Origin of the sequence: Salicola sp. Rm-C-2C1-2 (assembly GCF_040196175.1) — a bacterium.
Taxonomy (GTDB): Bacteria; Pseudomonadota; Gammaproteobacteria; order Pseudomonadales; family Oleiphilaceae; genus Halospina.
Window position 1 is genome coordinate 169,353 of record NZ_JBEFNF010000007.1, and the last position, 19,060, is coordinate 188,412.

21 protein-coding genes, 1 other RNA gene and 1 pseudogene are annotated in these 19,060 nt (G+C 56.1%); 16 read left to right on the forward strand and 7 right to left on the reverse strand.

Annotated features, from left to right (window positions below; all coding sequences use genetic code 11):
• Nucleotides 1–29: 29 nt before the first annotated feature.
• The gene (grpE, locus tag AAF659_RS12505) at nucleotides 30–650 is read right to left on the reverse strand and encodes a nucleotide exchange factor GrpE (RefSeq protein ID WP_349752102.1); all 621 of its coding nucleotides are present in this window, start codon (nucleotides 648–650) and stop codon (nucleotides 30–32) included.
• A gap of 199 nt (nucleotides 651–849) precedes the next feature.
• On the opposite strand from grpE, the gene recN reads away from it, so the two are divergent.
• Entirely contained in the window at nucleotides 850–2,532 is a 1,683-nt protein-coding gene (gene recN, locus AAF659_RS12510) for a DNA repair protein RecN (protein ID WP_349752103.1), read from the forward strand.
• Nucleotides 2,533–2,587: 55 nt separating this feature from the next.
• Here the strand turns inward: recN and fur are convergent, their stop codons facing one another.
• Entirely contained in the window at nucleotides 2,588–3,016 is a 429-nt protein-coding gene (gene fur / locus AAF659_RS12515; RefSeq protein ID WP_349752104.1) for a ferric iron uptake transcriptional regulator, read from the reverse strand.
• Nucleotides 3,017–3,126: 110 nt separating this feature from the next.
• Here fur and AAF659_RS12520 point away from each other — a divergent pair, with 110 nt between their 5' ends.
• Nucleotides 3,127–3,471, forward strand: a complete 345-nt coding sequence (locus AAF659_RS12520; RefSeq protein WP_349752105.1) for an outer membrane protein assembly factor BamE — start codon at nucleotides 3,127–3,129, stop codon at nucleotides 3,469–3,471.
• A 7-nt stretch (nucleotides 3,472–3,478) separates the two neighbouring features.
• Here the strand turns inward: AAF659_RS12520 and AAF659_RS12525 are convergent, their stop codons facing one another.
• From AAF659_RS12525 to AAF659_RS12535, 3 genes are read right to left on the reverse strand one after another with little or no spacing between them, the layout of a single operon-like run.
• Entirely contained in the window at nucleotides 3,479–3,760 is a 282-nt protein-coding gene (locus AAF659_RS12525; RefSeq protein WP_349752106.1) for an RnfH family protein, read from the reverse strand.
• On the reverse strand, nucleotides 3,757–4,200 hold the full coding sequence (locus tag AAF659_RS12530) for a type II toxin-antitoxin system RatA family toxin (protein WP_349752107.1): 444 nt from the start codon (nucleotides 4,198–4,200) through the stop codon (nucleotides 3,757–3,759). Before AAF659_RS12530 ends, AAF659_RS12525 begins: the two co-directional genes overlap by 4 nt.
• Complete coding sequence (locus AAF659_RS12535) at nucleotides 4,197–5,648, reverse strand: sodium-dependent transporter (RefSeq protein WP_349752109.1); 1,452 nt, start codon at nucleotides 5,646–5,648, stop codon at nucleotides 4,197–4,199. The genes AAF659_RS12530 and AAF659_RS12535 overlap by 4 nt, the downstream gene beginning before the upstream one ends.
• Before the next feature lie 151 nt (nucleotides 5,649–5,799).
• Between AAF659_RS12535 and smpB the strand changes: the two genes are divergently transcribed.
• From smpB to AAF659_RS12555, 4 genes and pseudogenes are all read left to right on the forward strand, one after another.
• Nucleotides 5,800–6,282, forward strand: coding sequence for an SsrA-binding protein SmpB (gene smpB / locus AAF659_RS12540; RefSeq protein ID WP_349752111.1), 483 nt, complete (start codon nucleotides 5,800–5,802; stop codon nucleotides 6,280–6,282).
• A 160-nt stretch (nucleotides 6,283–6,442) separates the two neighbouring features.
• Nucleotides 6,443–7,687: pseudogene (locus tag AAF659_RS12545) on the forward strand (wax ester/triacylglycerol synthase family O-acyltransferase); the annotation flags it as partial.
• 117 nt (nucleotides 7,688–7,804) lie between these two features.
• Nucleotides 7,805–8,167, forward strand: a transfer-messenger RNA (tmRNA) gene (gene ssrA / locus AAF659_RS12550).
• Between the two features lie 176 nt (nucleotides 8,168–8,343).
• Entirely contained in the window at nucleotides 8,344–9,540 is a 1,197-nt protein-coding gene (locus AAF659_RS12555; RefSeq protein WP_349752112.1) for a tyrosine-type recombinase/integrase, read from the forward strand.
• A 41-nt stretch (nucleotides 9,541–9,581) separates the two neighbouring features.
• Here the strand turns inward: AAF659_RS12555 and AAF659_RS12560 are convergent, their stop codons facing one another.
• Nucleotides 9,582–9,959 (reverse strand): hypothetical protein, encoded by a 378-nt coding sequence (locus AAF659_RS12560; protein WP_349752113.1) that lies wholly within the window; start codon nucleotides 9,957–9,959, stop codon nucleotides 9,582–9,584.
• Between the two features lie 115 nt (nucleotides 9,960–10,074).
• On the opposite strand from AAF659_RS12560, the gene AAF659_RS12565 reads away from it, so the two are divergent.
• From AAF659_RS12565 to AAF659_RS12590, 6 genes are all read left to right on the forward strand, one after another.
• Nucleotides 10,075–10,290, forward strand: a complete 216-nt coding sequence (locus AAF659_RS12565) for a hypothetical protein (protein WP_349752114.1) — start codon at nucleotides 10,075–10,077, stop codon at nucleotides 10,288–10,290.
• Between the two features lie 169 nt (nucleotides 10,291–10,459).
• Complete coding sequence (locus AAF659_RS12570; RefSeq protein WP_349752115.1) at nucleotides 10,460–11,953, forward strand: hypothetical protein; 1,494 nt, start codon at nucleotides 10,460–10,462, stop codon at nucleotides 11,951–11,953.
• Between the two features lie 67 nt (nucleotides 11,954–12,020).
• Nucleotides 12,021–12,242, forward strand: a complete 222-nt coding sequence (locus tag AAF659_RS12575; RefSeq protein ID WP_349752117.1) for a helix-turn-helix transcriptional regulator — start codon at nucleotides 12,021–12,023, stop codon at nucleotides 12,240–12,242.
• Nucleotides 12,243–12,407: 165 nt separating this feature from the next.
• Nucleotides 12,408–13,184, forward strand: a complete 777-nt coding sequence (locus tag AAF659_RS12580; RefSeq protein ID WP_349752118.1) for a protein rep — start codon at nucleotides 12,408–12,410, stop codon at nucleotides 13,182–13,184.
• 173 nt (nucleotides 13,185–13,357) lie between these two features.
• Nucleotides 13,358–14,260, forward strand: a complete 903-nt coding sequence (locus tag AAF659_RS12585) for a protein rep (protein WP_349752119.1) — start codon at nucleotides 13,358–13,360, stop codon at nucleotides 14,258–14,260.
• 104 nt (nucleotides 14,261–14,364) lie between these two features.
• On the forward strand, nucleotides 14,365–15,174 hold the full coding sequence (locus tag AAF659_RS12590) for a hypothetical protein (protein ID WP_349752120.1): 810 nt from the start codon (nucleotides 14,365–14,367) through the stop codon (nucleotides 15,172–15,174).
• A 154-nt stretch (nucleotides 15,175–15,328) separates the two neighbouring features.
• Here AAF659_RS12590 and AAF659_RS12595 read toward each other — a convergent pair whose 3' ends face one another.
• The gene (locus tag AAF659_RS12595; protein WP_349752122.1) at nucleotides 15,329–15,550 is read right to left on the reverse strand and encodes a WCX domain-containing protein; all 222 of its coding nucleotides are present in this window, start codon (nucleotides 15,548–15,550) and stop codon (nucleotides 15,329–15,331) included.
• Between the two features lie 329 nt (nucleotides 15,551–15,879).
• Between AAF659_RS12595 and AAF659_RS12600 the strand changes: the two genes are divergently transcribed.
• From AAF659_RS12600 to AAF659_RS12615, 4 genes are all read left to right on the forward strand, one after another.
• Nucleotides 15,880–16,236, forward strand: coding sequence for a tetratricopeptide repeat protein (locus AAF659_RS12600; protein ID WP_349752123.1), 357 nt, complete (start codon nucleotides 15,880–15,882; stop codon nucleotides 16,234–16,236).
• A gap of 447 nt (nucleotides 16,237–16,683) precedes the next feature.
• Nucleotides 16,684–17,133, forward strand: coding sequence for a hypothetical protein (locus tag AAF659_RS12605; RefSeq protein ID WP_349752124.1), 450 nt, complete (start codon nucleotides 16,684–16,686; stop codon nucleotides 17,131–17,133).
• Between the two features lie 101 nt (nucleotides 17,134–17,234).
• Nucleotides 17,235–17,684: a hypothetical protein gene (locus AAF659_RS12610; RefSeq protein ID WP_349752125.1), complete on the forward strand. Its 450-nt coding sequence runs from the start codon at nucleotides 17,235–17,237 to the stop codon at nucleotides 17,682–17,684.
• 152 nt (nucleotides 17,685–17,836) lie between these two features.
• The gene (locus tag AAF659_RS12615) at nucleotides 17,837–18,700 is read left to right on the forward strand and encodes a hypothetical protein (protein ID WP_349752126.1); all 864 of its coding nucleotides are present in this window, start codon (nucleotides 17,837–17,839) and stop codon (nucleotides 18,698–18,700) included.
• Nucleotides 18,701–19,060: the final 360 nt, after the last annotated feature.

Sequence of the window (19,060 nt, forward strand, 5' to 3'; positions counted from 1 at the left end):
ATCCCTAAATTGGGCCTAACGACTCAATTTCAAGCCTGCTCGTCGACGTTTCCGCCCCCGGAGTCATCCGCCTTGGCCACCATGACCATCGCCGGGCGAACCACCCGGTCATGCAGTAGATAGCCCTTCTGCATAACCGCGATCACCGTGTTGGGCTCAGCCTCATTGCTCGGAACCATGGACATAGCCTCATGCTTCTGTGGGTCGAAGGGCTCTCCCACCGGGTTGATCTGCTCGACGTTGAACTTCTCCAGTGCGCCCACAAACATATCCAGCGTCATGTCGACCCCTTCCTTGATGCGGGTAAGCACTTCTTCACTCTGGACTTCTTGGCCCTGAGTGCTTTCAACCGCCTTTTCAAGGCTGTCGACTACTGGCAGCAGTTCTTTCACGAACTTCTCGACCCCGAACTTGTGGGCTTTCTCGACATCAATGTCAGCACGCCGCCGGATGTTCTGCATCTCAGCCTTGGCGCGCATCACTTCCTCTTTCTGCTCCTCGAGCTGAGCGCGCAACTGCTCTGCCTCGCTGCCCCCGCTCTCAGCTTCCTCCGGAGCATCGGAGGCCGCTTCCGCGCTTCCCGCGTCGGCGCCGTCATCCGCGCCCGTTTCATTCACGGCTTCATCCTTACGGGTTTCGTCATCACTCATGATCAACCTCATTGCTCGGTATCAGATTCTTTAGCCCGCTGCGGGACGTCTGCGGAGCAATATGGGGCTGTTTGGGCTGGTTTCAACCACCATTGGCCACTTTCGTCACAAACCGGATCGTTACGGCCACTTGAAACCTGCAGAAAGTAACTGTACAAATAACCATATACTGTATATCGATACACGCTAGGAGCCATCTATGCTCACGCACCTGACCGTCGCCAACTACGCTGTTGCGGAAAAAGTGGAATTGACCATCAGGAAAGGCATGACCGCACTCACCGGCGAAACCGGAGCCGGCAAGTCTATTGTCATGGATGCCCTGAACCTGGTTTCAGGCGCGCGTGCGGATGCAGGCGCTGTCCGTGAAGGAGCGGATAAAGCCGACCTGAGCGCGGTTTTCGACCTTTCGCGCATCCCGCAGGCAAGAACCTGGCTTGAGGAACGCGACCTGGATCAGGACGGGGACTGCGTGCTGAGGCGCGTCATCCGGCGTGACGGTCGCTCACGGGGCTACATCAACGGGCAGCCCTGCACACTGTCTGACCTGAAAACCCTGGGCAGCATGCTCATGGACATCCACAGCCAGCATCAGCATCAATCCCTGCTCAAGCGCGAAACCCACCATCGGCTGGTGGACGAGTTCGGCGGCAATCATGAACAGGCCGAACAGGTCCGCAACGCTTTCAAGGAATGGCGCGACCTGAGCCAGCGCCTGGAACAGGCCACCAACCAACGTGATGAGCGCAACGCCCGCACTGAGCTTTTACGATATCAGGTGGAAGAACTCGACCGGCTGGGGCTGAGCGCCGACGAACTGACGCAGCTTGAAGCCGAACAGAAGCAGCTGGCCAACGCCGAAAACATCCTGTCGCAGTGTCACGAGGCTGCACAATGCTGCGGCGAAGGCGAACCCGCCGCTGCCGGGCTACTGGACCAAGCTCGACAGAAGCTGGAACGGTTACCCATCGAGGTGCCCCAGCTGGCCGAAACCTGCCAGATGCTGGAAGAGGCCCGAATCCAGGTGGAGGAAGCCGGCGACAATCTGCGGCGCTTCATTGATGACTATGACTGCGATCCGCAGCGTCTGCAGGATGTGGAAGAGCGTCTGAGCTGGATCTACCAGGTTGCGCGCAAACACCAGATCCAGCCTACTGAGATCCCGGAACATCAGGAGACGTTACGCGCCGAGCTGGACGAACTCGAAAATGGCTCCGAAAGCCTGGAACAACTCCGTGAGCGGGCTGAAGCAGCGCGCGCTGAATGGGCACGACTGGCGGATGGGCTCAGCAGCGCCCGGCGCCACGCGGCTGAACGCCTGGATGCGGGCGTGGGAGAAGAACTTCGACGGCTGAGCATGCCGGACATCCAGTTCCAGACCTACTTTAGCCCGTCTTCCGCCGAAGGACAGCCCGCAGGCTGCGGCCATGAGGAAATGGAATTCCTGGTTAGCACCAATGCCGGCCAGAGCGCCCGGCCGCTGGCCAAAGTGGCGTCGGGCGGCGAACTCTCACGCATCAGCCTGGCCATCCAGGTGGTTGTAGCCCAGACATCGACTATTCCGACACTGGTCTTCGACGAGGTGGATGTCGGCATCGGCGGTGGTGTCGCGGAAGTAGTCGGACGGTTGCTCCGCCAGCTTGGTGACAATGGCCAAATCCTGTGCGTGACCCACCTACCCCAGGTGGCCAGCCAAGCGCACCAGCACCTCTCAGTGAGCAAGTTCACTGAAGACGAAAAGACCTACTCAACCGTGGAAAGCCTGGACTCCGAGGAACGGATCCGCGAGGTGGCGCGAATGCTCGGCGGTGTGGATCTTACCGAGCAGACCATGGCCCATGCCAGCGAGATGCTGCAGAAGGGGCAGGCGACTCATCACTGAGACTGAAACAGCGTCGTGCGCGCGACCCTGTTTCGCCAGGATGAGCAGTCAATCTTTATTCCTTTGGCTTCACGTAAAGAATCATACTGTGGTCCACCAGATCAAAGCCGTGCTCCTCAGCGATACGACGCTGGCGTTCTTCGATGACTTCGTCATAGAACTCGATAACACGCCCTGTCTGGGTACAGACCATGTGGTCATGATGCTCTTCTCCAGCCAGCTCGAACACCGCATGACCGCCTTCGAAGTTGTGGCGCAGCACCAGCCCCGCCGCCTCAAATTGCGTCAGTACCCGGTAAACTGTGGCCAGACCCACATCATCACCAGACTCCAGAAGCTTCTTATAGACATCCTCGGCGCTGAGGTGATGATCGCCTTCGGCATCCTCTGCGGCTTCCGCGCTCTCGAGGATACTCAGAATCTTGACCCTCGGTAGCGTAACCTTGAGGCCTACCTTGCGCAGCTCGACGTTTTCTGGTGCCATGCTGAACCTAACCGTTGGTGATGGAGTGGGCTTTCGTTACCATGTGCGCTCGTCTTCAGGCGGGCAGCGCGCCTCGGAGCGGCACTCAAGATAGAGGATTTCCTTCCACGATGCAAAAGGCTTCCATTCCCGCCTGCCTGGCTGCGGTCACTCTGACACTCAGCCTCGCAGCGTGCAGTTTTCCGGGCGTTTACCGGATCGATGTTCAACAGGGTAACATTATCGATCAGGAAGATCTCGGCGACCTTAATCCAACCATGAGCCGGGCCGATGTTCGCGACCTGCTGGGCACCCCTATTACCGTTAGCAGCTTTAACCCGGACCGCGAATACTATCTCTACACGTTCCAGGAGGGTGGCGGCGAGATTCGCAAACAACGGGTCACCATCATCTATGAGGGCAACCAGTATCTGCGGCACGAGGCCAAGCTTCTGGAGGAAACGCCAGCCAACTGAACCTCGGTCAACGCCGCGTCCCGGCCCGCTTTGCCCTGGCCTCTTTGGGATCAATCTCAAGGGGGCGGTAGATCTCGACCCGGTCACCATCGCGAAGACGGTATCGACCAGGCTCCGCAATCACGTGGCTGAATATGCCCACACTCTGATACGCCAGATCAATCTCGGGAAAGACGTTTTCGATCCCGGATTCCCTGATGGCCTCAAGCGCCGTACTGTCCTCAGACAGACTGAGTGCAATCAAACGCTGCGCTTCAGGGCGCGCGTATGCCACTTCCACACGGATCATCCCGCATCCTCATAAAGGGATCTCGCACGCTCGCAGAACGCATCCACCATGGTATTCGCTGCCTGGGCAAAGATGCCAGCGAACGCCATCCGGGCAATCCCACTCTCAACGGCAAACTCCAGGCTCAAGGTCACCCTGCACGCATCCGCCCGCAGCGCCCGGAACTCCCACACCCCCTTGAGATACTCAAAAGGCCCATCGACAAGCTCCATATGAATGGACTGTGCAGGTACCAGATGATTGCGGGTGGTAAAGCGTTGTTTGAGCCCACCCCGCTGAACATCAAGCGACGCCACCAGTTGATCACTATCGTGCTCATGCAGCACCGCGCCACCACACCAGGGGAGAAATTCCGGATAGCGCTCGACATCGCTAACGAGGCGAAACATTTCTTCAGCGGAATGGCGCACCAGCGCGCTGCGTTCAATCTGTCGGCTCATTGAAGCGTTACCCCATAAGGCTCTTTCTGCAACGGCACTACTGACTGCTCCAGACCACCATGGCCACACAGTTCCGGGCCCGCCAGCCTGCAGAAGTCCTCTCTATAATCCAGCACTGTCAGCCCAACAGCGATCACTGCTCCCAGGGGCACTAACCATGCCATAAGCCAGCGCCAGAGCCGGTACCCCTGCCCCGTCACGCCCAGAAAAGCAAGCAGCTGCCGTGGGGGCAGCTGCCAACCGGCCATCCTCGCCAGCGCCAGCACCGAAATCGGCACCAGCACCAGCATGACGGATAGCTCCATCAGCGCCCAAACATCCACCGCACCCTGCCCGGTAAACCCAAACAATGCTGCAACGGCCGCTGCGCCTGCGGGCAGCATTGCCACCAATGCTGCAACCGGCCGGTAGCCGCCCAAGCGCTCTGTCACCGTTGTAACCACCACCTCAAGCGTGAAGAGGGCCGATGTCCATACCAGCAGTACCATGATCAGATAAAAAAGGCTGCCAATAAGCTGGCCACCCGCCATTGCCTCGAACACCTGAGGCAATGCCACGAAAACCAATTCGAAACCGGACGTCAGCGGCACCTGTTCAACAAGCACAAACGCTGTAACCGCCAGTCCGAGAACGAGTGTGACCAACAGATCCACCACTGCTACCCCAATAGCAGACAGGGGCATGGAGGCGTTGCCCGGCATGTAGCTGCCCAGGGTCATGACAACGCCAACACCGATTGCGAGCGAATAAAGCGCAAGCTGTACAGCGCGACCAGCACCATACCACCCCAAATCGTGCCAACGGGGCCAGAACAGGGACCAGGCCGCTTCCTGAGCCTTACCGGAGGACAGCGCCACCGCCGTCATGATCACAAGCAGGCCCGCCAGCAGAGGCACAACGGTGCGCAGGGACCGTTGCACGCCCCGCCCAAGGTTGCGCACAGCGACGGCCATCACCAGCCCAATGAACACCGCCTGCCATAGAGCAACCTGCTGCGCATCACTGGCAAAACTGCTAAACAACGCCGCCGCCGAGGCCTCGCTAGTACCCCGCAGCTCACCCAGAGCAGCCCGGAAGAGCCAGGCCAGGGAGACGCCGCCAAGTACCGAATACAGCCCGAACAGCAATACTGCTGCCAGCACCATGCCACGCCCTGCCCAAGGCAGACTGCGCGACCTTAACCCCGAGGCCGCTGCGGCAGCCTGCAGCGAACGATCCGGACTATGGCGATAGCGTCGCGCCATAGCGAGCTCGGTCATCACCAACGGCACGCCAACGAACATCAACGCCAGGGCGTAAACCATCAGGAACGCGCCGCCACCGTGCGCGACCACCGCAGACGGTACCAGCCACAGATTGCCGGCACCGAGCACAACCGCAGCCAGTGCCAGCGCAAAGGTCCAGCGGCTGCCCCAGGCAGTGGCCGGCGCTACCGGATTAGAGGGCATTAACAGGCTCCCGATCGGATGAAACGAAATTATAGCCCACTACCGCCTTTTCATTCAGCTGCAACACTACAGCCTTTGCCCTCAGGCAGGCCCTATGGGCTACAATACAGCGTTTGCATCGACACCCATTCCGCCACGCCGGATGATTCCCATGGCTCAGAAAAAGAAGCCCTCCAAGGGCGGCAGTACGATCGCGCTCAACAAGAAGGCGCGGCACGAATTCCACATTGAACAGAAGTTTGAGGCGGGTCTCCAGCTTCACGGCTGGGAGGTTAAGGCACTGCGTGCCGGCAAAGCCCAGATCACAGACGCCTATGTCCTGCTCAAAAACGAAGAGGCATGGCTTTTGGGCGCACACATCCCGCCGCTCCCTTCGGTCTCCACCCATATCAATCCGGACCCGACACGCACACGCAAGCTGCTCCTGCATCGCCGCGAGTTGGCGAGCCTGCTTGGCAAAACCCAACAGGAAGGCCACACCTGTATTCCTCTGGCGCTTTACTGGAAAAAGAACCTGATCAAGTGCGAGATTGCGCTGGCAAAGGGCAAGAGGCTGTACGACAAGCGTCATACCGAGAAGGAACGGGACTGGAACCGCCAGAAGCAGCGCATCCTGCGTGAGACACTACGCTGATCACCGGACCTTTATTTTACCTGGCTTTACATAGCGGTATACTTACTCCTCATCAGTTCAACATCACTGCAACCAGGGAGGGACGATGCCTGCTCAACGAACAGCCATGTCCTCAGTCGATACCTCCTGGTTGCGGATGGAGTCGCCAGAAAGTCCGATGATGATCGGCGCCGTACTTGTTTTCGACGAGCCGATCGACCTCGGGGCGTTCCGCAACCTGCTTGAAGAACGATTCCTGCACTTTGAGCGCTTCCGCCAGCGGGTTATCTATCAGAATGACCGTTTTTACTGGGAAAACGATCCCTGGTTTGACCTGGATAACCACCTGCGCATAACCGCGCTTGCCGGTAATGCAGATCAGGCCGCGCTGCAACAGCTCACCAGCGACCTCAACAGCACGCCACTGGACTTCAACCACCCTCTCTGGCAGATCCACTATGTCGACAACTATCAGGGCGGCTGTGCGCTTATCGTGCGTATCCACCACTGCATTGCGGATGGCATCTCACTGGTCCGGGTTCTACTCTCGCTGACCGATGAACAGGCCGCCACCGGAGACACCTACAAGCCATCGAAACGGCACAAGCGCGTGCGCGGACAAACACCGGAGTGGCGCCAGACGTTGTTCCGCATCCGCCGCAACCTGCGTCTTGCGCGCTGGCAAGTCCGCCAGACGTGGCGCACCATGCGCGAAGATCCCGCCTACCTGGCACGTCTGGGGCGTGAATGCGCCTTCGTGGGCCGCGATCTGTTCAAGGTTGCCGTTCGTCCGCCGGATCCGCCCACGGCACTGAGGGGGCCACAAAGTGGATACAAGCAAGTGGCCTGGAGCGAACCGCTGGATCTGGGTGAAGTCAAAGCCACTGCCCAAGCGCTCAACGGTACCGTAAATGATGTGCTTCTGGCGGCAGCAACCGGCGCCACACAAACTCATCTGCAGCAGAGCGCCACCCCCCTGCCCGAGACCGGCATCCATGTGGCCGTTCCTTTCAACCTGCGGCCACTGGATCAACCAATCACCCGCCTTGGCAACCAGTTCGGATTGGTGCTCGTTCCCCTGCCGGTACAGATTTTATGCCCTCGGGCACGCTTTGACGCCGTCCAGCGCCACATGGACGACATCAAACGGTCTTACCAGGCTCAGGTCTCCTACGGCTTACTCGACATCCTGGGGCGGGGACCGGACCTGATGGAACGCCGCGCGCTTTCGATTCTCAGTCGGCGCGCCTCGGCTGTACTCACCAATGTGCCCGGCCCGGACAAGCCACTGCACCTTTGCGGCTGCCGCCTGCGAACGCCGATGTTCTGGGTGCCCCAGACGGGCGATGTAGGCATTGGCCTGAGCATTTTCAGCTACGCCGGGCAGGTTCAGTTCGGTATCATCAGCGACCGTGATCTGATGGCCTCGCCGGAGCGCATGGCCACGGCCTTTGCGGATGCGTTCCACCAGCTCCGCGATCTGGCGCTTAAAAACAGGATTCCCCTTGAGTCGGCCCTGGGCCGCCCCTATACTGGCACGTACGGGGACGATCCGGATTCGACGCCGGTGACGAAACCTGAGGTGCATGCCGAGACGGCAGCGAGTCTCGAAAAATCAAAGCTGCTTTAAAATAGTCGCAAACGACGACAACTACGCGCTCGCGGCGTAAAAACCGCTAGTGCCTGCCTGACCGGGGTGCCTGTCCCCCGCGTTTCACAGGCAGTCATAGAAGATAGGATCGCCGTCGCGTGATGCTCGCAGCGTAACGGTTAAACCCTGGTGAGCTCGCCCTTTGCACCCTGACCTTCGGGTCGCCTGGGGTTAAAAGAATAGAAGGAACCTAAGCATGTAGAGCCAAAGGCGGAGTACCGGCGGACGCGGGTTCAACTCCCGCCGTCTCCACCATCCAACAGTTTCAGGAGATCCACCGAAGTCTACTGAAACGCCCCAAAGCCCCGGAAACGGGGCTTTTTTATGTCCAGAGCATTCATCGGGATCCATTGAGGTCCACGCTCAGGTGTGGGTAACATTGTGGGTAACGCGGCATTCGCACCTCGCTGTTACCCACAAATGGATCGCCCATGTCTCGCCAGCTCAACAAGCTCACCGCCAGCCAGGTTAAAAACGCCAGGTGTGACGGGAAGATACGGAAACTCGCTGATGGCGGCGGATTGACCCTCGTCGTCAAAGGCGACGCCAAGTACTGGTGGCTGCGGTACCGTTTTGCGGGTAACGAGCGCACCCTGTCATTGGGCAGTTACCCACACACCAGCCTGGCCGACGCCCGGCAAGCTCGTGACACCGCGAAAAGACTGCTTGCCCAAGGGACGGACCCCGCTGCTGATCGTCAACTCCAAACTGACCAGCGAAAGGAGGACAGCGAGAACACCTTCAGCACTGTCGCTAAGGAATGGTACGACCAGAAACACGCCCTGGAAGTTTCAGAGTCCCACGCCGTGCGTAACTGGCGTCGGCTGGAGCTTTACACGTTCCCCGACCTTGCCAAACGCCCTATCAACGAAATCCAGCCACCCCACGTCCGTGAAGTACTGGATAAGATCGCAAAGCGCGGCCACCTGGAGACCGCCCACCGCGTGAAGACCCTACTGAGTCAGGTCTTCCGCTATGCCGTGACTGCCTCCAAGGTGCAATTCGACATTACACGCGACCTCAATGGCTACCTGCCCTCATCCAAGGTGAAGCACCAACCCTCACTCACTACCCCCACCGAGGTGGCCGAGCTCCTCAAGGGTATCGAGGCCTATCAGGGCCAGTTCGCCGCCAGCAAGGCGCTCAAGCTATCGCCCCTGGTCTTCACCCGCCCAGGGGACACCCGGCAAATGCAGTGGGATCACATCAACTTTGAGCGGGCTCAATGGGAGCTCCCCAAAACGAAGAACGGACTTCCCCTAATCGTTCCGCTCTCCAGGCAGGCTCTGGAGATACTGGAAAGCATTCAGCCGATCACAGAGCACCGCAGCGCCTATGTATTCCCCAACGCTAGGGATGCCAAGCGGCCCATGAGCAATGCCGCCATTAAGGCAGCACTCGATCGCATGGGCTACGCCGGCCGCTTCACGGCACACGGCTTCCGCGCCATGGCGAGAACCCTGCTACAGGAAGAGCTGCACTATCCTGTGCACTTGATAGAGATGCAGCTCGGCCACCAGGTAGCCGACATGCACGGAAGGGCGTATAACCGGACCGAGTTTCTGAACGAAAGACGGGAGATGATGCAGACGTGGGCAGACTACTTGGACAAGCTTAAGCTGCAGTAAATTCCTGAAGCTGATTGGAGCAAGCCTGTCTGGAGCAACGATCAATCACCATTACCGCTCTGGTCAGCACCATCTTGATCAGCGCTTTCCGGCTCCTTCCCCATAAAGGGCTCAAGTGCTTTTCTCACTTTCTTCTGCACGGGTTTACTCCATACTTTCACCTGAGAACTGCCATCCTGAAAATTGATGTCGGAAATCCGCTTGTCGTCGTCAAACTCGAATACCACTGCTGCATCATTCGGCGCGAGCGATAAACCCCAAACAAGGGAATAAAGGCCACTCCAGGCCGTCTTGCGCTCTTCGTCTGCCCTCTTCAGCTCCTTTCGTGCTTGATACCGCTCGTCCCGTAACTTCTGAATCTTGTCCGCAAGCTCTTTACGCGACTTTTTTAGATTGTCTCTGCCTTCAGAGAGGCGCATCCCGGCGTTCCTGTAATCTAGATCTCTCATACTTGATATCTTCCCATTCATCACTCCGATGCTCTGCAGTCTGCTCAATACAGCGCATAATCGCCGTGGAGCGATCCACATTGCTTTGTCGCATTATCTCCTGGAGAGCTTTGTCGTACTCCCGATCGAGAACCACGTTGCGCTCTACCCGCTTACCACCTCCCCGCGAGAGCCTCTTATTCCAGGCATTTTCCATCTTCCTGAACTGCTCGGCACCTCCATAGGCACCCTGCAAAGTCGCTACCAGGCTTATCAGTCTCTCGACTTCAAGTTGGGCATCGGCTACCGAGTCACCAAGTGATTGAGGCATTTGCTGCCAGACATGATTCAGTCCGGGGAACTGATCGACCCGCTTTTGCAAATACCGAAATGCCCACCGCCTCCCTTCCGATGATAGACCCTTCACCCATGTAGTTGGATTCTGCATATATTCGCTTACTATCTACTAAATTCATTCATAGATACTGAATATGACAAGTCATATGACTTTAACGTATTCTATAATTATAGCTATAGAAATAGAGTATTCTACTATGTATACCCTAGCCCATGCCGCCCTGACCAACCTTCGAATGGACCATCCAATCGGCAAGTTTGTGGCGGTTCGGATGGCGATGAAGTTTGGGACTGCCTCAACTCACCCTCTAACGAGGACCGCATTCACGAGGGAGCTTGGAGTACCACCCAATAAAGCGCTTAAGCCACTCGGCGAACTAGAGGCCAGAGGCATCATTGAATCTTTCCGACAGCACTGGCACCCGGGACCGCCACACCACTGCTTCAGATTCAATCCAGAAACAACCTGGCCCAACGGCTATAACGAACTTGCCAGTTCGCCTCACCGATCCAAGATTCAACAGCTTCTCGAATACAATGAAGTCCCCCCTAATAGGCGCAGACACCAACTGACCATCCAGCAGCGAGTGCTATTAATGGTGTTACTGGCTCATGCCTCACCAGCAGGTGTTGTAACTTCAATAACGCGCGCAGAGCTGGCCACCCAGACCGGGATTAGTCACCCAAGGCTTCGATACGAGTGCAAGAACCTAAAGCGCTACGGATACCTGAGAAGCACAGTTGACGGCGGAAATTTCGATAGACTCTTAGGGAGACGGTCTGGTGCCTACTTCATTGAGTTACACCACCAAACCTTTGGTGAGGACAAACCGGGTGGTTTAACGGTTATCTATCCTGCTCTTCAGCACCCAATAGCAAGAGCACGCAGAAACTCCCTAGAGCGACAACGAATTGCCAACTCAAGCCAGCCCAGCAATGACCTTTGTCGTCCAGACGAGGACCTGATTGAGTTAATCGGGAGAAAGCCGCAGTTTGCCGAGCTTCACTATCTCGCTTGGGTCATCGATGAGCTGGCAAGCGCAACGCTGCGAAATCCTGAGCTTTTAACATATCCTCCTCCCGCACATCTGCTGGAGAATCTTTACGCGGAGGTCGCAGACACGCTGCCGCGTGCAGAAGGACGAGGAGTTGATTACAGAGAAATGCCGATAGGATATGCAGGTCAAATTCAAAGTGCGTGGAAGAGGGTCTCCCTTGATGACGCTCCCTTTGACCTTGCCCTGATTGGCGGTGATCGCCGCAGTAGGGCCCAAGCCTTTTTGGTTGCATGTATCGTTCAACAGGCAACCAATGCGGTCAACATACTGTCCCGCACCGGAGAATCTTGGAAACAGTCAGAGGACTACCTGATCTTACCTCAGCCTGATGGAGCCCTTAACTCCCGCCGGATCGCAGTTGAGACATATACCAGTGATGCTGATCGAACTCCCCACCGGGTATATGTCCTTTTGGCCAGTAAGTTCCGCCCGGACGGGACTGACGCTACTCCAGAGGCAATCGAAGCCATAGCAAATTCACTGCTCGAAGACACCTCTCTGAGAACACCCCCCTTGGTCGACCCCACGCTAAAAACTCCTCCCTCTGCCGAGTGGAAACCAGCTACCTGAAACCGCTTCAAGTCATTTGCGACAGCCCTCCCCGATCTCATGAGCGGAATAACCATAGGAGACCGTCATGAGGATCATCAGATTACGCGACGTCATGGAGCTTACCGGCCTGGCGCGCTCCACCATCTACAAGTACGTCGAAGCAGGCACCTTCCCCCAGCCCGTGCCGCTTGGTGGACGTTCGGTTGGTTGGGTCGAGCAGGAAGTTGAGGACTGGGTACTTGCCCGCATCGAGGAGCGAGACGCTGCCGGTAGCACCCCAGCAACACCACTCCACTCAACCGGCTAATTCACAGCCTTTCTAACTCGTCTCCGTTCTGGAGACCCGATCAACGCCGTGTGACGACACACAATCGCGGACTTTCCCGCACACCCTGCCGTGGCCCTGCCACAAGCAGCTGCACCCGTATGTCCGTCACACCTGCGCCCAACTATTGCCGTGGGAGTTATCACGATGACTGTCATTCAAGAAACGAGGGATGTATCCACTCCCCAGAACGTTAGAGCCGCCGCGCTGCAACTGGCTGAACACCTCATCCAGGATCCCTGGACCAAGAAGGTTGCTGCGCGGATTCACAACTGCGCTCTCCGCACCAAGGACACCAGCCAGGCAGGTTGCCATCACCCACACTGCCCGAGCTGTCAGCACCAGAAGGCCTATGACCACGGGCACCAGATGGACTGGTTGTTTCGAGAGAAGCCTTGGCAAGGCGATAGCCAGTGGGTTGCCGTTTCCTTCTCAGTCCGTCAGTGCCAAGTGACCGAGCTCAGCGAATGCCTGGAGGCCATGAAGGTCGCTTTCCGTCGCATGACCCGTCGGCGGTTCTGGTCGCGTCACGTCCAGGGTGCTCTGCGTATCTTACGGGTGGACCAAGGCTTCAGCGACACCAAGGTCGCTCACCCGCGTTTCGAGTGCGTTCTGCTACTCCGGCCGGATGTTTCTAAGGACCCAGCCGGCTTCCGGGAGGATGTCTGGCACCAGCTGTGGCGGGATTGCTTTGGGGAGGACTTCATTGCCGAGGTACATCCGGAAAACGTGGAACCGATCGACCAGGATGTCCGCACCCAGATACAGCAAGCGACGATTCGCGCGTTGAGGCCACGCACACCCCCTACTTCCCCTGGGTGGTTCCTGACCGCCATGCCCCAGATGGACTCTTTCAGGTGGATGGAAAGCTTTGGGGATCTCCGCCGTCTCATAGCAGGCAGCCATGATCCTAATGCGATGTAAGTCCCTGCTTTATATTTATTATTAGATACCTTCTCTCTACTCCATAACCTCTACGCCATTACTCCAACAGGTCACTTTTTCACCGGCTTATTCGGGCGATTTGCGTATCGCTACGCCGAATTAATGGCCTGTTTCCAGATAAATGGCAACCAACCAATCAAGAGGTCATTCCGATGAATCGATACGACGACGAACAAAATAACCAAAAGCTGGCAGATCTAGAGAAGCGCAAACCATTCGCTGAGGATACCGCCAAGCTGTTTCTCAAAGACGCCAATCACCGGAAAGCGGCAGTGCGCATTCAGGAGTGCGCGGATAACGTCCATACTTTCCGCTCCCCAGCAAAACAGCCCATCAATGTCACCTGGCACTGCAAGCATCGCCATTGCCCCATTTGCCAGGAGCGTTTCTCAGCCCAATGGTTCATTGGCATGAAGTGGATCGTGCGTAAGATGATGGCAGAGGGAGATCGTCCACACTGGCTATTCCTGACCCTGACGGTGCGTAACTGCCCAGTCACGGAGTTGAGACATCAAATACACGCGATGAACAAGGCCTTCAGCCGCATGACCAACCGAAAGGCCTGGCGTCATGTGCGCGGATCCATCCGATTCCTGGAAGTAGACCGAGGCCAGGACGATCCGGAGACAGCGCATCCGCACTTTCATTGCCTGCTTCTGGTGACTCCCTCAATGCACGGGGGTAAGAACTACCTCTCCCAAGAGCGCTGGGCCCAACTCTGGCAGGAATGCCTTCAGGTCCATTACACGCCGGAAGTCGATGTACAGCGGCTGCCACCGGACGGTCAATCAGCCGACCTGGAGGTGCTTAAACGCGTGTCTTACTCGTCTAAGCCTCGACTGCACCTACCTGAGAAATCTTGGTTTCTGGAGATGGTCCAGCAACTGCGCTACACACAACGCGTAACGGTGACCGGCGAGCTCAAGAGCTGGCTCAACCGCTTCAAAGCAGCCAACCAAAACCAGTGCCTGGATGCCTTGACTGTCGATCCAGACCAGGATCCCAGTACGCGCTACCGTTGGGATCCAGAGCAGGGCCTCTACGTGGAAGTCTGAACATCAATGAGGCAAGTAAAAGGGGCTCAGGATCCAAAGTTGAGCCGACTGAGCCCCTGAACTACTTTTACCTCCCTAGCCAAAAATCAGCCTGGAGGATGCCAGTGAGCGACGGAGAAACCACCTATAGCGAGGAGACTCTTAATCAGATTGTTTGCTGGCGAGAGACGTTTACACGTTGGTTTGTATTGGATGGCAAGGAAACGAAGGATTCACCTAACTCAAAAGAGAGGACCACCGTCTGCGCGAATCTCGACGACTACCAGGCAGAAATCGATGATTTTCTTGCTGTGTTGAACGACCTCCAGTGTGAAATCAAATCCGTAATCATCTTTCAGAAAGGCAAGGCATTCACCAAAAAAAGCTTGAGGCTTGGCGCTGAATCTGGTGGTGGATGGGGTTTCGGTTGGGGCGTATCCGTTCCTGATCGTATTCAGGTTTTTTACGAGCAAGTCGAGTACATCACATACCGACAATATCTGAATCGCCGCGAAGCGGCTCTTGGGGCAATTCAAGCTCGCATCGAACAGGGGAAGCGCCAGACCGAGATTGATCAAGAAGAGCAAAAGATTCGCGCAGAACGGGAGAGACAGAGAGAGTCAAAACAACAGGCTGAGGAGCGAAATCGCCAGATCGAGGAGCAGAAACGCCAAATTGAACAGCAGGTCAATGAGCTCGAGCGTGAAAAAGCATCAGTTCACAACGAGATTGATTCGATCAGGAAAAATGGGATTAAGAAAACCAAGCGCTCCCTGATCGGTTCCGATATCGTCTATAACTTTAATTCCATTAACTATGAGACTCTCGAAGAGGCGGAAGCAGCGCAAGAAAACCGCCTGTTGGAGCTACAAGACGAATCGGTTCGAATCGAGGAAGAGATTGATCGCCTTCGCAACTCTAAAGCCGACGGGTAACCACCGACAAACACATCAAGTGTATCCAGGGGTTGTCTTTGGCGGCCCCTTACGCGCGTTACCGCTTGAATTCGGTGTAGGGCCTAAAGCTGAAAATGCCGCCCTAGCCCTACAGCCACTGGAGTTCCTCCATCCTCCAAGTGCCAGCATGGATTTATCCTGATGATCGCTGTCGGCCTAACGCCTCCTCCATCGTCTCTATAATCGTTGCCCGAAGGTAGTCCGGTGCCAGTATATCCAGATGCTGGCCCTGGGCAGTCAGCCACCACCTCAGGTCCTGGGTATCACTGACAGTGGCCGTCAGCTCAAAACTGGCCGTGGTCTCGTTCCAGATCTGCTGATCCATGCTCATGGGCGATTCCATCAGGTGCATCATGAATTCCTTATTCCACTACAGATGCAACTGAATGAGGGTGGTCTGAAAAGGCTGTGCCATGGCGCCTGAATGGATGTACTTGTCGAGATCAAACACAGACGCTGGACCGACTGCGGGGCCAGCCCTTCTAAGCGGAACCTAAAAACGCTTATGCCTACACTGACCCTTTCGTGATGAAAGAACCGAGCGTGCAATCATTAGGCGATTGAGCGAGTAGAGGGCGACTTCCTAGAATTGGTTCGCCGTTGGCTGCTGTATCTCGATTGGGATATGCCTGAAACCGGCGATCCCAAGAGTTTTGGCTTCTGCTTTGGTTCGAGGGGAGGTCCATGTCGTACAAAGAAAAAGTCATCGAAAAGCTTGCGAATGCTGGGTATGCCTGGGCCCAGTGTGAACTTGCCAGGCTCAAGATCGATCGCGATGACGAGGCGGTCATTTACTGGTACACCAAGGCGGCAGAACAAGGATATCCTCCAGCCTTTTTACGTCTGTCTGCACATTACCACCTAGGCAAGCGAGTTGAGCAGGACCTAATGAAGGCCCTGAAGCTGTTACTAATTGCAGAAATTCGTAGCGGGCGAAGGGAAAGGGAGATGTGCCACGAAATCTCGGAGCGCCTTGATCGGGGGCAGGTAAAAGAAGCCCAGAGACAAGCCGGGGCCTGGTTTGTGGGCGCGCCTCTGTGAGGCTGGGCGGAAAGAGGCGACTTACTGCCAAACAATCATGGTTGGCTGCCCAAACGATTGCCTGCTCCAGTCGTGATATCCATGCCGGGTGCGGTGTTGTAGCAGCCACCACGTTCTTGCTCTGGTAACGACAGGCCAAACCACCGACGAGCGATGACTGGGCGCGGAGTATGTTGATCAAAGCGTCCACACATTGAATCTCTCCTTTTGACCTATCTCCCGTGCCGTTGCCTTTCTTCGTTACGTTACAGCCAGCCTTCAGCCTTAGAACTGGAGCTCATGGGCGGACTTGAACCGCCGACCTCACCCTTACCAAGGGTGTGCTCTCCCAGCTTCTTTGTTACCAATCACCAGCAATCCACTCGCTGAGAGGATTTTACACCACATGCATGCCCGTCTACTTTGAACATCAGCTTCAACTGCTCGCAAAACCAAGGAGAATTCTGAATGGCGCACTATAGGGTACATCTGCAAGAAGATGGAGAAGAATATCCAGTTGAGGTTGAAGCCAATGGAACCGAATCGGCCAAAAAGAGAGCGAGGGTGGGCAGGCCATACTCCGAGGTAGCCCGAGTAGAAGATCTTGGGTCAGGTGAAGTTAATGAAAGCACGGTTGAACCGGCATCTCAACGCACTCAATCAGCTGGCACTCAAGGAGATCGTCTACCCGTCCATCCCCCTGCTGTATCAGGAACATTGACTGCAGCTGGCTGGGCGATCATTGCTATGGCGGCAATCGCTGCCCTTTATGTCGCTTCGGAGTTCAACGCAGGGCTCTATGCGATTCAATTGGTCGCCGGAGGAGTTGTTTCAGGATCCATATTGATTGCCGGTGCGCAAGGTCTGACTTACCTGAAGGCAATTCATTTCCAGCTCGAAAAATCCAACGGCAATTGACCAAACCTAAGGGAGTATGCGGGTACTCTCCCTGGCTGCATGACGAAATATGCACCGCAGCCAGTCATTTTCTATAAAGCGCAAGGGAACGAGGCACGGATATGGCAGAGACAATCACGGCGATGCGCTATGCAGACCTTTCCAACACTTCGATCGGTGACGTTGTAGCGAAGATCAAGTCTGGCGAGTTGAAAGGCCACTCGCGATTTTTGAATTGGTACGTCGATGATGTTGACGTAGAAGCCTTAGAGCAAGGTGCTGAACATCTCGGAACCAGCAAGACGCAGACTTATGAAACACCCGATACAACTTCATCTGATTCATCAGGTGGATTACATATGTCGAAATCTGACCCTGTTGCAGATTCTTTGAATGTATTAGCTTGGCTCATTCTCTTGGTCGGTGCCCTGTTCGCGCTCTACCTGGTTAACCGCACTCCTAATGGCGTAATTCCTGCTTTTACGACTGCCGGAGCTGCCCTGTTCCAGGCGCTACTGCTCATGGGGTTTGCCAGAATCATTGCCTATCTGAAGGTGATTGCGGAGAAGTAGGAACGAATCAAGGGGCGGGAGAAAGCCAGATTTTTCCAATAATGGGTGGTACTGGAACGGGTTCAGGGTCAGTACAGTGGGATTGCTGCCAGAGTTTGGTCAGCGACCTATACAAAGAATAAATGACCCGATTCGAATTCAAGGAGAGCGGGATGAGTAAAAATGACACAGTGGAAGGCTATCCAGGAGGAAATTGGCCTTCAAAAACCGGCGCGCCCTCGGGTGGAGGTCGAGGGAATGCACCTTCAGACGCTGACTGGGGTTGGGACGATGACGCGGATGTTGACGCTTCAGGCCTGATGCATCGAAACGAACTGCAAACGCAACAGAGCTTGCAGGAGTTGCCATCTCCGCCGGGCAAGGCAAAACCTTGGCAGATAGAGGGTGAAATCGAGTTCATCACCCTGACTCCAGGTTGTCAGAAACTCAAATTGAAAGCGGACGACACCGTTTATCACCTTGATGAGAGACTGTTGCCAGCCTTGGGCCGTCGAGGGGAGATAGAGTGTTTACGAAACAGCTGCCCCGGAGATTACGTGGCCGCAATGGTGTACCAGAAAATACCCGGCAACAGCCTGATTTATGTTTACCGAGTCCACCTTAAGGACTGGAACCGTGAGACTTGGGAAGAACGGGCTAAAGGTGGAGGCCTGCTCGGTGTTGCCTTCAACCTGAATAAGCAGGCTTACGAAAACTATCAGGACTGGATTAACACCGAGAGAACAGTGCGTCTTGGCTCACGCCTCTCTTCCGAGACGTGCCCGCCTGAGGCAATAGCCACATTGCGACAAACTCGCCCCAGTGATCTTAGCAATGCCGCTGACCCAATCTTCCGAGGTCAGCCGGAGATGATTGACGCTGTTGCCTACCTGTTTGATGAGCAGCGCACAATTGAGGTCCAGTCCTACCTCCGGATGCGCTACGGTCAACCGTACTCTCCCGGAAGTATACCGATCTCCAAAATGATCGAGGACGTTCAACGTAACGTTAAAGCACGCCTCGTACACGATCCGTGAGGCAACTGCACGCCAGAGTTCGGCTGCGATACACAAAGCACCCCTCTATGAGGTGTATCCACACACACCAGGGGCGCGTTGTGCCAGTCGCCGTCCTCGGTCGTGGTGATCAACCCTCTCATTGCCCCGTACCGCTCTTTGGTGAGCGCCTCAGCCCTGGATCCTGGAACCGTTGAACGATCAATATCACGCATCGAGGCGTCTACTGTACCCGGGACTTGCCAGCGTAATTCAGGACTAAAGGCTGATAACCAGTTGATATTGTAGACACGTACAAACTGTCTGCTACATTTCCACTTGCTTCATATAAGCCGTAAAAGGAGCTTTTGGCGATGCGGACGCTCACCGTACTTTTGTCTT

What these genes read in the sequence shown, in the direction of transcription:
- grpE (WP_349752102.1), bottom strand. Translation starts at nt 650, where the DNA reads ATGAGTGATGACGAAACCCGTAAGGATGAAGCCGTGAATGAAACGGGC.
- recN (WP_349752103.1), top strand. Translation starts at nt 850, where the DNA reads ATGCTCACGCACCTGACCGTCGCCAACTACGCTGTTGCGGAAAAAGTG.
- fur (WP_349752104.1), bottom strand. Translation starts at nt 3,016, where the DNA reads ATGGCACCAGAAAACGTCGAGCTGCGCAAGGTAGGCCTCAAGGTTACG.
- AAF659_RS12520 (WP_349752105.1), top strand. Translation starts at nt 3,127, where the DNA reads ATGCAAAAGGCTTCCATTCCCGCCTGCCTGGCTGCGGTCACTCTGACA.
- AAF659_RS12525 (WP_349752106.1), bottom strand. Translation starts at nt 3,760, where the DNA reads ATGATCCGTGTGGAAGTGGCATACGCGCGCCCTGAAGCGCAGCGTTTG.
- AAF659_RS12530 (WP_349752107.1), bottom strand. Translation starts at nt 4,200, where the DNA reads ATGAGCCGACAGATTGAACGCAGCGCGCTGGTGCGCCATTCCGCTGAA.
- AAF659_RS12535 (WP_349752109.1), bottom strand. Translation starts at nt 5,648, where the DNA reads ATGCCCTCTAATCCGGTAGCGCCGGCCACTGCCTGGGGCAGCCGCTGG.
- smpB (WP_349752111.1), top strand. Translation starts at nt 5,800, where the DNA reads ATGGCTCAGAAAAAGAAGCCCTCCAAGGGCGGCAGTACGATCGCGCTC.
- AAF659_RS12555 (WP_349752112.1), top strand. Translation starts at nt 8,344, where the DNA reads ATGTCTCGCCAGCTCAACAAGCTCACCGCCAGCCAGGTTAAAAACGCC.
- AAF659_RS12560 (WP_349752113.1), bottom strand. Translation starts at nt 9,959, where the DNA reads ATGCGCCTCTCTGAAGGCAGAGACAATCTAAAAAAGTCGCGTAAAGAG.
- AAF659_RS12570 (WP_349752115.1), top strand. Translation starts at nt 10,460, where the DNA reads ATGACAAGTCATATGACTTTAACGTATTCTATAATTATAGCTATAGAA.
- AAF659_RS12575 (WP_349752117.1), top strand. Translation starts at nt 12,021, where the DNA reads ATGAGGATCATCAGATTACGCGACGTCATGGAGCTTACCGGCCTGGCG.
- AAF659_RS12580 (WP_349752118.1), top strand. Translation starts at nt 12,408, where the DNA reads ATGACTGTCATTCAAGAAACGAGGGATGTATCCACTCCCCAGAACGTT.
- AAF659_RS12585 (WP_349752119.1), top strand. Translation starts at nt 13,358, where the DNA reads ATGAATCGATACGACGACGAACAAAATAACCAAAAGCTGGCAGATCTA.
- AAF659_RS12595 (WP_349752122.1), bottom strand. Translation starts at nt 15,550, where the DNA reads ATGATGCACCTGATGGAATCGCCCATGAGCATGGATCAGCAGATCTGG.
- AAF659_RS12600 (WP_349752123.1), top strand. Translation starts at nt 15,880, where the DNA reads ATGTCGTACAAAGAAAAAGTCATCGAAAAGCTTGCGAATGCTGGGTAT.
- AAF659_RS12605 (WP_349752124.1), top strand. Translation starts at nt 16,684, where the DNA reads ATGGCGCACTATAGGGTACATCTGCAAGAAGATGGAGAAGAATATCCA.
- AAF659_RS12610 (WP_349752125.1), top strand. Translation starts at nt 17,235, where the DNA reads ATGGCAGAGACAATCACGGCGATGCGCTATGCAGACCTTTCCAACACT.
- AAF659_RS12615 (WP_349752126.1), top strand. Translation starts at nt 17,837, where the DNA reads ATGAGTAAAAATGACACAGTGGAAGGCTATCCAGGAGGAAATTGGCCT.